Raw genomic sequence first — 11,412 nt, forward strand, 5'->3', positions numbered from 1 at the left:
ACTCCCCGAACCTCAGGCAGCGGAATAGATCATGAAAGCCCAAGATACATTGCTCTATCTCGACGGTGTTTCGGTCTCCTTCGACGGTTTTCGTGCGATTAACAATCTGTCGCTCGTGTTGCAGGCGGGTGAGATGCGCGCGATCATTGGGCCTAACGGTGCCGGTAAAACCACGATGATGGACATCATCACCGGCAAGACCAGGCCGGATGCAGGCGATGTTTATTTCAACGGCGATGTGGACCTCACCAAGCACGACGAGGCGCAAATCGCACTGCTTGGTATCGGACGCAAGTTCCAGAAGCCGACCGTATTCGAAAGTCACACGGTCGAGAACAATCTGGTATTGGCGCTTTCCGGCCCAAGATCGGCATTCTCGACGTTATTTCATCGCCAGAGCCACGATGAAGCCGAGCGGATCGACGATATCCTTTATACGATCCGCCTCAACGAAAAGCGCGACTGGCTCGCCGCAAATTTATCGCACGGCCAGAAGCAATGGCTCGAGATCGGCATGCTCCTGGCACAGGACCCCAAATTGCTGCTGGTTGATGAGCCGGTCGCCGGGATGACCGATGCTGAGACCGCCGAGACGGCCAAACTGCTGCGCGAGATCGCCAAGACCCGCTCGGTACTTGTTGTCGAACACGACATGCATTTCGTGCGCGAGCTTGATGTGAAGGTGACCTGCCTGCACGAGGGGTCGGTACTGGCGGAAGGTTCGCTCGATTTCGTCAGCAATGACCAGCGCGTGATCGAGGTCTATCTTGGAAGGTGAAAAGGAATTCTCCTATGCTGACGGTTGAAAATGCCTCCCTCCATTATGGTGCTGCTCAGGCCCTGCGTGGGGTGTCACTGGAGGTTAAGCCCCAATCGATCACCTGCGTTCTGGGCCGCAATGGTGTCGGCAAGACCAGCATGCTCAGGGCCATCGTCGGCCAGCACCCGCTATCGTCCGGCTCGATCAGTTTCGACGGATCGCCCCTCGCCAAGAAACCACCCTATGACCGGGCTCGTGCCGGTATCGCTTTTGTCCCGCAGGGGCGCGAGATATTCCCCCTGCTCACCGTGCGCGAGAATCTGGCCACCGGCTTTGCCGCTGCCAAGCGCGGCAATCGCAATGTGCCGCCGGAAGTCTTTGAGCTGTTTCCGGTTCTGAAAACCATGCTTGGACGGCGGGGCGGCGATCTCTCCGGTGGTCAGCAGCAACAACTCGCCATCGGGCGCGCGCTGGTGACGCGGCCAAAACTGCTGGTCCTCGACGAACCAACGGAAGGTATACAGCCATCGATCATCAAGGATATCGGCAGGGCCATCCAGTATCTGCGTGATCAGGCCGGGCTCGCCATCCTGCTGGTCGAGCAATATCTCGATTTCTGCCGGGAGCTGGCCGATCACGTCTATATCATGGACCGCGGCGAGATCGTCCATTCCGGCGACGCCGCCAGCCTGGACAGGCCGGACGTGCGCAAGTTCCTGACCGTATAGGGCCCATAAAGTTACAGGGTCGAAACGGCTACAGGTTGCGTGATATTTGACGAAGATGGCAACGTGATAAGTATTGTTGAAATTGGCCCGCGTGGCGGCATTTATGAATTACGATAGCCATAAACAAGACTACGATCTTTAAGACGCCGAGCGGCGACGAAATTGTGGTGATGCCACGCGCGCTTTGCGAAAAGCTGGTCAATAATGCTGAGATGCGCATGACATTGCTGCCTATGACAAAGTCAAGGCACGGATCGCAGCTGGCGAAGAAGAATTGATCCCATCCGGAATTGTTGACCGCATTCTTGATGGTGAAAACAAAGTTCGTGTCTGGCGCGAATATCGCGGCTTATCGAACCGGCACCTGGCGGAGAAAGTCGGAATCAGTGCCTCCTACATGTCCGATATCCAGAACGGCAAAAAGGAAGGTGGAATGTCGGCAATGAAAAAATCGCCGCGGTTCTTCAGGTCGACCTCGACGATTCGGTCTGACGGCAGGTAGGAAGGATTGGCAGGTTCCTCACCGTTTGAAAACTTGCCTTGCTGATACGATATAATCCTCGTTAGGGTCACTCCGGAGGATGGACCCCTATGATCGACAAGCTGGAATTTTTCATCGCCTTGGCGCGCCATCAGCATTTCGGCCGGGCGGCGGAAGAATGCGGTGTTACTCAGCCAACGCTCTCCGCCGCAATCCGCCAGCTTGAGGATACGCTGGGCGTTGTGCTTGTGCAGCGTGGTTCACGCTTCAAGGGATTAACCTCCGAAGGCCAGCGCGTGCTTGAGTGGGCCCGGCGCATCGTCGGCGATACACGGACGATGCGCGAAGAAATTCGCGCCGCCCGCTTTGGTCTTGCCGGCCATGTCCAGATCGCGGCCATTCCGACGGCGCTTGCCATGGTCTCGCGGCTGACCACGCCGTTTCGCGAAAAGCATCCGGATGTGACGTTCTCCATAACATCACGCACGTCGCTTGAGGTGCTGACGCTTCTCAGCAATTTCGAGATCGATGTGGGCATAAGCTATCTCGACAATGAACCGCTTGGACGGGTCACGTCGGTGCCACTTTATTCGGAGCGCTATCAGCTCATCACTTCTGCAGGCAATACCTATTCCGACCGCGAGTCCGTCACCTGGGCCGAGGTTGGGCATTTGCCGCTCTGTCTCCTGACAATCGACATGCAAAATCGCCGGCTGATCAACAAACATCTTGAGGAAGCGGGCGTTGAGGTCCACCCCACGCTCGAATCAAACTCGATGATCGTTCTGTTCTCGCATATTCGCACCGGGAAATGGGCGAGCATCATGCCGCTCAACCTTGCCGAAACGCTAGGATTTGCCGAACCTATCCGCTCTATTCCGATTGTGGAGCCCGATGCGCGCCACCTCGTCGGGCTTGTCGCGGCAGATCGCGAGCCCCACACGCCGCTGGTTTCCGCCCTGCTGCACGAGGCACGCGCACTAGCCCTCAGCTTGAAGATGGTTTGATAGAAAATTTCTATCGTCCGACGAGTCTGCTATATTGATATTGGGTGGTAATTTTGATCTGTTCCAAGAAATGGGGAGAAAACAAGGGAGGACCTGCACGATATGCAGAGCGCAAGTACCGATATCGCCGCAAGGGCGATAGGCATTATCGATCAACTGAAGGGCAAAGAAGGTCCTCTGCTTCCAATCCTGCACGAATTGCAGGACGAGTTCGGCTATGTGCCGCAGGAAACGCTGCCGTTGATTGCGCAAGCCCTCAACATCTCCCGCGCCGAGGTCCATGGCGTTTTCACCTTCTATCATGACTATCGTGATCATCCTTTTGGCCGCCACGTGCTGAAGCTCTGTCGGGCTGAAGCTTGTCAGTCCATGGGCGGCGAGGCGCTCGCTGATCGGGCGCGCCAGCTGCTCGGTGTGGATTGGCATGGCACCACAGCTGATGGCGCCGTGACACTCGAACCTGTTTATTGTCTCGGCCTCTGTGCCTGCGCACCTTCGGCGATGCTCGATGGCGAGGTCATTGGCCGCCTTGACGCTGAAACGCTTGAAGAAATCGCGACGGAGGTGCGGCTATGACGGTCACCTTCTATGTTCCGCGTGATTCCGGCGCTCTCGCGCTTGGGGCCGAAAAAGTGGCCAGGAAACTCCAGGCAGAAATCGAAACGCGCAATCTCGACGCGCGGATCGTCCGCAATGGCTCGCGCGGCCTTTATTGGCTTGAGCCCATGGTTGAAGTCGACACGCCGAACGGCCGCGTCGCCTATGGCCCGGTCAAGGCCTCCGATGTGACTGCGCTGCTCGACAACGGCATCGCCGAGAGCAGGGTGCACCCGCTTTGGCTCGGCCTTACCGACCAACTGCCGTTCCTCGCCAAACAGACGCGTCTTACCTTTGCCCGCTGCGGCATAACCGATCCTGTTTCCCTCGAAGACTACCGCGCCCATGATGGCATGAAGGGACTCGAGAACGCGCTGAAACTGACGCCTGCCGAAATCGTGGCGCAGGTAACAGAGTCAGGTCTGCGTGGCCGTGGCGGTGCGGGTTTTCCGACCGGCATCAAATGGAAGACCGTCCTTGATACCAAAGGCGAGCAGAAATACATCGTCTGCAATGCCGATGAGGGCGATAGCGGCACCTTTGCCGATCGAATGATCATGGAAGGCGATCCGTTCGTGCTGATCGAGGGCATGGCGATCGCCGGCATCGCCGTTGGTGCGACCAAGGGCTATATCTACACGCGCTCCGAATATCCTCATGCCATTGCCGTCATGAATGAAGCGCTCGACGTTGCCCGCAGGGCGGGCGTTCTGGGGCAGTCCGTCCTTGGTTCTTCCTATGCCTTCGACATCGAGGTGCGCGTCGGCGCAGGCGCTTATGTCTGCGGCGAAGAAACCGCACTGCTCGAAAGCCTCGAGGGTCGCCGTGGCATCGTCCGTGCCAAACCGCCGCTCCCTGCGCACAAGGGCCTTTTCGGCAGGCCGACCGTCATCAACAATGTGATTTCGCTCGCTTCCGTTCCGGTCATTCTCGACAAGGGTGCCGCTTTCTACAAGGATTTCGGCATGGGTCGTTCGCGCGGCACGATCCCGCTGCAGATCGCCGGTAATGTCAAGCATGCCGGCCTCTATGAAACAGCGTTCGGGCTGACGCTTGGCGAAATCGTCGACGAAATAGGCGGCGGCACGGCCACCGGCCGTCCGGTCAAGGCCGTACAGGTTGGAGGACCGCTTGGCGCCTATTTCCCGCGCGAACTCTTTGATACGCCCTTCGACTATGAAGCCTTCGCCGCCAGGGATGGTTTGATCGGTCACGCCGGGCTCGTGGTGTTTGACGACACAGTCGATATGCTGAAGCAAGCGCGCTTTGCCATGGAATTCTGCGCGGTTGAATCCTGCGGCAAGTGTACGCCTTGCCGCATAGGCTCGACACGTGGCGTCGAGGTCGTTGATCGTATCTCGGCCAATATCGAACCCGCGAAGCAAATCGAAGTTCTGACCGATTTGTGCAATACAATGAAGTTCGGCTCGCTGTGTGCCCTGGGCGGCTTCACGCCCTATCCCGTCATGAGTGCGCTGACGCATTTTCCTGAAGATTTCCGCCCGGCCCCAAGTACGCACCTTGCGGCCAACGCTGCGGAATAATAGGAGCTTAAGATGTCCCTGATCCAAGAAATCGATTACGGCACACCCGCCAGCACCTCGGAGAAGATGATCACGCTGACCATCGACGGAAATGAGGTTACTGTGCCCGAAGGTACGTCGATCATGCGTGCCTCGATGGAAGCCGGCATCAAGGTACCAAAGCTGTGCGCCTCCGACATGGTTGACGCGTTCGGCTCCTGCCGCCTTTGCCTTGTCGAGATCGAGGGCCGCAATGGCACTCCCGCCTCCTGCACGACGCCTGCCATGGAAGGGCTCGTTGTCCGCACCCAGACCCAGCGTCTGAAGGACATCCGCAAGGGTGTGATGGAGCTCTACATCTCTGACCATCCACTCGATTGCCTGACCTGCGCTGCCAATGGCGATTGCGAATTGCAGGACATGGCGGGCGCTGTCGGCCTTCGCGACGTTCGCTACGGCTATGAAGGTGAAAACCACGTTTTCGCCAAGGCCGGTGTCGTTGCCAACGACCGCTGGCTGCCAAAGGATGAATCCAATCCGTACTTCACCTATGATCCGTCGAAATGCATTGTCTGCTCGCTCTGCGTGCGCGCCTGCGAGGAAGTGCAGGGCACATTCGCGCTGACCATCGAGGGTCGCGGCTTCAACAGCCGTGTTGCTTCCGGTGCGCACGAAAATTTCGTCGACAGTGAATGCGTGTCGTGCGGCGCTTGTGTACAGGCTTGCCCGACCGCGACGCTGACGGAAAAGTCGGTCATTCAGATCGGCCAGCCTGAACATTCAAAGGTCACGACCTGCGCCTATTGCGGCGTCGGCTGTTCGTTCAAGGCCGAGATGCGCGGCGAAGAGCTGGTGCGCATGGTGCCCTGGAAAGATGGCAAGGCCAATCGCGGCCATTCCTGCGTCAAGGGCCGCTTTGCCTATGGCTACTCGACCCACAAGGATCGCATCCTAAATCCGATGATCCGCGAGAAGGTCTCGGATCCGTGGCGTGAAGTCACGTGGGATGAAGCATATAAGCATGTGGCGAATGAATTCCGCCGTATCCAGTACCAGTATGGCCGCAATTCCATTGGTGGCATCACATCTTCCCGCTGTACCAATGAAGAGACTTACCTTGTCCAGAAGCTGGTTCGCGCCGGCTTCGGCAACAACAATGTCGACACGTGCGCCCGCGTCTGCCATTCGCCAACAGGCTACGGTCTGAAACAGACCTTTGGTACCTCGGCAGGCACTCAGGATTTCGACAGTGTCGAGCATACCGACGTGGTCATGATCATCGGTGCCAATCCGACTGATGGCCATCCGGTCTTCGCCTCGCGCCTGAAGAAGCGCCTGCGCAAGGGCGCGAAGCTGATCATCGTCGATCCGCGTCGTATCGATCTTGTGCGTACACCGCATGTGGAAGCGTCATATCATCTGCCTCTGCGTCCCGGCACCAACGTCGCAGTTGTCACCTCGATGGCGCATGTCATTGTCACTGAGGGCCTGTTCGACGAGAAATTCATTCGCGAACGTTGCGATTGGGACGAATTCCAGGATTGGGCAGCCTTTGTTTCCTCGCCGGAACACAGCCCCGAAGCCATCGAGCAGATTTCCGGCGTTTCTCCTCAGTTGCTGCGCGAGGCCGCTCGTCTGTTCGCAACCGGCGGCAACGGCTCCATCTACTATGGTCTCGGCGTTACCGAACACAGCCAGGGCTCGACCACCGTCATGGCCATCGCCAACCTCGCCATGGCGACCGGCAATATCGGCCGCAAGGGCGTCGGGGTGAACCCGCTGCGTGGCCAGAACAATGTTCAGGGTTCCTGCGACATGGGATCCTTCCCGCATGAACTGCCGGGCTACCGCCACATTTCTGATGAGTCGACGCGCGATATCTTCGACAAGCTATGGGGCGTGAAGCTGCAGGACGAGCCGGGTCTGCGCATCCCCAACATGCTCGATGCCGCGGTCGATGGCACTTTCAAAGGCATCTACATTCAGGGCGAGGATATTCTTCAGTCCGACCCCGATACCAAGCATGTTGCCGCCGGTCTCGCTGCGATGGAATGCGTCGTCGTGCACGACCTCTTCCTCAACGAAACTGCCAACTATGCCCACGTCTTCCTGCCAGGTTCGACCTTCCTTGAAAAGGATGGCACTTTCACCAATGCCGAGCGCCGCATCAATCGCGTGCGCAAGGTGATGAGCCCGAAAAATGGCTATGCTGATTGGGAAATTACACAGAACCTTGCCAAGACAATGGGCCTGAACTGGAACTATATGCATCCTTCCGAGATCATGGATGAAATTGCACTGACAACGCCAAGCTTTGCCGGCGTGTCTTTCGATCTGCTCGACAAGGAAGGTTCGGTCCAGTGGCCCTGCAATGAAAAGGCACCTTTGGGAACGCCGATCATGCACATCGAGAGCTTTGCACGCGGCAGGGGCAAGTTCATCCGCACCGAATACGTCGCGACTGACGAGCGGACCGGACCGCGCTTCCCGCTGCTGCTCACGACGGGCCGTATTTTGTCGCAGTATAATGTGGGCGCGCAGACGCGCCGCACGGACAATGTCATCTGGCATGAAGAGGATCGGCTTGAAATCCATCCCCATGATGCCGAACAGCGTGGCATCCGTGATGGGGATTGGGTGAAGGTCACGAGCCGCTCGGGTGAAACCACCCTGCGGGCGCTCATCACCGATCGTGTATCGACGGGTGTGGTCTATACGACCTTCCACCATCCGACGACGCAGGCCAATGTGATTACCACGGACTTTTCCGACTGGGCGACCAACTGCCCTGAATACAAGGTTACGGCTGTCCAGGTCGGCGCCTCGAATGGCCCGAGCGACTGGCAGGTCAAGTATGATGAGCAGGCGCGCCAGAGCCGACGCATTTCGCCCGTGCTGGACGCGGCTGAATAACAATGGCCGCGCGCGCCACACGACTGTCAGTGCCGCGCATCACCCGCCGCCGCAAGGGCAGCGGTGAGATCTACGCGACCGATAGTCGATTGGTGCCGGAAGAAACCCCGGTCGCCTTCAGCTACAACGGCACGACCCATGCGGTCATGATGGCGACGCCAGCTGATGCGGAGGATTTCGCTGTCGGCTTCAGCTTGTCCGAAGGCATTATCTCCCGGGTCGATGAGATCAGCGAAATTGCTGTTGAGGAACATGACGAGGGCATCGATATCCAGATACGTCTTGCCAGTGAAGCAGGCAAGGAGCTAACGGATCGTCGCCGTCGCATGGCTGGACCCGTCGGCTGCGGCCTGTGCGGCATCGAGTCGATCGAGCAGGCGCTGAAGCCGGTTGCTTCGGTTGGCAAAACCAAACTCAAACTGACGCCGGATGAAATCGCTCAGGCGGTAAAGCTCTTGTCAGCAGTTCAACCACTTCATGGTGAAACCGGTGCCGTTCACGCCGCCGGCTTTTATGTGCCCGGCAAGGGCATCGTTGCCGCGCGCGAGGATGTCGGCCGCCACAACGCGCTGGACAAATTGGCCGGTGCGCTATGCCGATCAGCCACCAAGGGTGGAACCGGCGCGGTTGTCATCACCAGCCGCGTGTCCATCGAGATGGTGCAGAAGACCGCGATCATCGGCGCTCCCATCCTGATTGCTGTATCTGCGCCAACGGCCTTGGCGATCCGGACGGCACAGGCAGCCGGTATGACGCTGATTGCGCTGGTGCGCGGGGACGAATTCGATATATTCACGCGGCATGAGCGTATCCCGCTGGCGGGGAATAAGATTGCAGAGGATGTCACGCTGAGCAGTCCGAGCACCAAACCCAACCCGGACCCGGCAGCATCGACCCTCGTTCAAAGTCCCACAGTACGATTGGTGCAATATGGATAGTGAAAGTCACAAGTCTACCGCAGACAAGCTCGTCTACATGGCGAACCAGATAGCAACGTTCTTCCACACACAGCCAAAGGACGAGGCGGTGGCGGGTGTTGCCGATCACATCAATCATTTCTGGGAACCGCGCATGCGCGCTCAGCTTTTCAGCATCCTCGAACAGGACGACAGCGGCCTTGATCCTCTCGTTATCGAAGCCGCAAAACAAATCCGCAAGCCTGGGCCGGTTCCGGCCTGACACACTTCGCTTAATGCCGGCTCTCGGCAATTGCGAGGAAACTCCGAATATAGCTGATTTATCACGTTTTTGAACATGAATGGTCTACCAGTTGGTGGGGGGAGAAACTTGTCATGTCAGTAACAGATCGTGCAGAAGCAGGCATAATAGGCAGTCCGGGTATTCTGGACAGGGAGCGCATCGTTGCCAAGGCAGGTTTCAACCGCTGGTTGGTTCCACCTGCTGCTCTCGCTATCCATCTTTGCATCGGCATGGCCTATGGTTTCAGCGTCTTCTGGCTGCCACTGTCGCGCGCAATAGGCGTCGAACAATCGGTTGCCTGTGCCGACCTCAATCTGCTGACTGCCCTGTTCACCACAAGCTGCGACTGGCGGGTCAGTGACCTTGGCTGGATCTATACGCTGTTCTTCGTCCTGCTTGGTTGTTCTGCCGCCATCTGGGGCGGTTGGCTCGAACGGGTTGGCCCGCGTAAGGCGGGTGTCGTTTCGGCGCTGTGCTGGTGCGGCGGCATGGTACTCGCCGCATTCGGCGTCATCGCCCACCAGCTTTGGCTGATGTGGCTTGGCTCAGGCGTCATCGGTGGTGTCGGCCTCGGCCTCGGCTATATTTCCCCCGTTTCGACCCTGATCAAATGGTTTCCGGATCGTCGCGGTATGGCCACCGGCATGGCAATCATGGGATTTGGCGGCGGCGCGATGATCGGCGCGCCGCTCGCCAATCTGTTGATGAACCACTTCAAGACGCCCGAGTCCGTTGGCGTCTGGCAGACCTTCCTGGTGATGGCCGCCGGCTATTTTGTCTTCATGATCTGCGGCGCCTTCGGCTATCGCATTCCCCCAGCCAACTGGCGCCCGGAAGGCTGGACACCGCCGGCCGACGCCAAGGCGATGATCACCACTCGCCACGTGCACCTCAGGGATGCACACAAGACAAAGCAATTCTGGCTGATCTGGGCCGTGCTCTGCCTGAATGTGTCCGCCGGAATCGGTGTCATCGGTATGGCGTCTCCAATGCTACAGGAGATCTTTGCCGGCAAGTTGATCGGCCTGCCGGATGTGGGCTTCACCCAGCTCGATCCATCGCAGAAGACCGCCATCGCATCCATTGCGGCAGGCTTTGCAGGACTGCTCTCGCTCTTCAACATTGGCGGCCGCTTTTTCTGGGCTTCGCTGTCCGATCGCTTGGGGCGCAAGGCGACGTATTTCACCTTCTTTGCCCTCGGCATCGTCCTTTATGCCTTGGCGCCAACCACCGCGCACATGGGCAGCCAGGCGCTCTTCGTTGCCATCTTCTGCGTGATCCTGTCTATGTATGGCGGCGGCTTCGCTACGGTCCCGGCCTATCTTGCCGATATATTCGGAACACAGTTTGTCGGCGCGATCCATGGCCGTCTGCTCACGGCATGGGCAACGGCCGGCATCGTCGGGCCGGTTGTCGTCAACTATATTCGTGAGTTCCAGATCAGTGCCGGCGTGCCGCGCGACCAGGTCTATGACCGCACCATGTACATCCTCGCCGGGATGCTCGCGCTCGGCTTAATCGCCAACTTTTTCGTCAAGCCCCTGGCATCGAAATGGTTCATGTCCGATGCTGAAGTTGCAGCCCTTCAGGCCAAGACGAAAACGGCTGATGCAGGGCCAAGCGGCTCATTCGGGATAGGACATGGCGGGCTCGATGCGAAGGCAGCTCTCGCCTGGGCGGCGGTTGGAATCCCGATACTCTGGGGTGTGTGGATGACGCTGCAACAGGCGGCTATCCTGTTCAAGTAATTCACATGTCGCAGAAGCAAAGTGGCCCCCCGTTCGCGAGGGCCCTCTTTTGTTTTGTCGATCACTGCCTGAGAACGGCGCGAGGGTCGAACGGCAGATCTGCCAGCTGATCGAGGCACATGGTCCGTAACGCCGGATGCGACAGTGGATCACGGCGCCAGTCGACATCGGCATTGCGACTTGCCTGAACCTGATTGTCGCGGAGCCATAGCGGCAAAGCTCGAAGCAGAGAGAAAATCTTCATTTCGTCTATCCCTGAAATCCGAAATATACGCTATTTTGTTGACATCTGGTGCAAGTCGCAATCCAGATTGCCGAAACCTGTATTAAGAAAATCTTGATGAAGAATCTGAACAGACTTCACCTCAACGGGCTGAAAGCGGTCGAAGCGATCGGCCGGCTGGGGTCGCTACCAAAGGCAGCGGAGGAGCTTGGCGTCTCCGTAAGCGCGGTCA

11 protein-coding genes and 1 pseudogene are annotated in these 11,412 nt (G+C 58.2%); 11 read left to right on the forward strand and 1 reads right to left on the reverse strand.

The features are described from left to right. The first annotated feature begins 31 nt into the window (after positions 1-31). From urtD to AAAC48_RS17465, 10 genes and pseudogenes are all read left to right on the forward strand, one after another. Complete coding sequence (gene urtD / locus AAAC48_RS17420) at positions 32-778, forward strand: urea ABC transporter ATP-binding protein UrtD (RefSeq protein WP_340655391.1); 747 nt, start codon at positions 32-34, stop codon at positions 776-778. A 14-nt stretch (positions 779-792) separates the two neighbouring features. Continuing rightward, complete coding sequence (gene urtE / locus AAAC48_RS17425) at positions 793-1,488, forward strand: urea ABC transporter ATP-binding subunit UrtE (protein ID WP_340655392.1); 696 nt, start codon at positions 793-795, stop codon at positions 1,486-1,488. A 170-nt stretch (positions 1,489-1,658) separates the two neighbouring features. Next, a pseudogene (locus AAAC48_RS17430) lies at positions 1,659-1,980 on the forward strand (helix-turn-helix transcriptional regulator). A 99-nt stretch (positions 1,981-2,079) separates the two neighbouring features. Then, entirely contained in the window at positions 2,080-2,976 is an 897-nt protein-coding gene (locus tag AAAC48_RS17435) for a LysR family transcriptional regulator (RefSeq protein ID WP_340655393.1), read from the forward strand. 102 nt (positions 2,977-3,078) lie between these two features. Next, positions 3,079-3,552, forward strand: coding sequence for a formate dehydrogenase subunit gamma (locus AAAC48_RS17440; protein WP_340655394.1), 474 nt, complete (start codon positions 3,079-3,081; stop codon positions 3,550-3,552). Beyond that, positions 3,549-5,117 carry an NADH-quinone oxidoreductase subunit NuoF gene (locus tag AAAC48_RS17445; protein WP_340655395.1) on the forward strand — a complete coding sequence of 523 codons (1,569 nt, stop codon included), beginning with the start codon at positions 3,549-3,551 and terminating at the stop codon, positions 5,115-5,117. Before AAAC48_RS17440 ends, AAAC48_RS17445 begins: the two co-directional genes overlap by 4 nt. A gap of 12 nt (positions 5,118-5,129) precedes the next feature. Then, the gene (gene fdhF / locus AAAC48_RS17450; protein WP_340655396.1) at positions 5,130-8,009 is read left to right on the forward strand and encodes a formate dehydrogenase subunit alpha; all 2,880 of its coding nucleotides are present in this window, start codon (positions 5,130-5,132) and stop codon (positions 8,007-8,009) included. Between the two features lie 2 nt (positions 8,010-8,011). Next, positions 8,012-8,947 (forward strand): formate dehydrogenase accessory sulfurtransferase FdhD, encoded by a 936-nt coding sequence (fdhD, locus tag AAAC48_RS17455; protein WP_340655397.1) that lies wholly within the window; start codon positions 8,012-8,014, stop codon positions 8,945-8,947. Next, positions 8,940-9,188 carry a formate dehydrogenase subunit delta gene (locus AAAC48_RS17460; RefSeq protein WP_340655398.1) on the forward strand — a complete coding sequence of 83 codons (249 nt, stop codon included), beginning with the start codon at positions 8,940-8,942 and terminating at the stop codon, positions 9,186-9,188. The genes fdhD and AAAC48_RS17460 overlap by 8 nt, the downstream gene beginning before the upstream one ends. A gap of 113 nt (positions 9,189-9,301) precedes the next feature. Then, positions 9,302-10,957: an OFA family MFS transporter gene (locus AAAC48_RS17465; RefSeq protein WP_340655399.1), complete on the forward strand. Its 1,656-nt coding sequence runs from the start codon at positions 9,302-9,304 to the stop codon at positions 10,955-10,957. Positions 10,958-11,018: 61 nt separating this feature from the next. On the opposite strand, the gene AAAC48_RS17470 is transcribed toward AAAC48_RS17465, so the two are convergent. Further along, positions 11,019-11,201 (reverse strand): hypothetical protein, encoded by a 183-nt coding sequence (locus tag AAAC48_RS17470; protein WP_340655400.1) that lies wholly within the window; start codon positions 11,199-11,201, stop codon positions 11,019-11,021. Positions 11,202-11,297: 96 nt separating this feature from the next. On the opposite strand from AAAC48_RS17470, the gene AAAC48_RS17475 reads away from it, so the two are divergent. Beyond that, positions 11,298-11,412 (forward strand): LysR family transcriptional regulator (locus AAAC48_RS17475; protein ID WP_340655402.1); only part of this gene is annotated, 115 nt, incomplete at its 3' end.

Origin of the sequence: Phyllobacterium sp. (genome assembly GCF_037994405.1) — a bacterium.
Classification (GTDB): Bacteria; Pseudomonadota; Alphaproteobacteria; order Rhizobiales; family Rhizobiaceae; genus Phyllobacterium.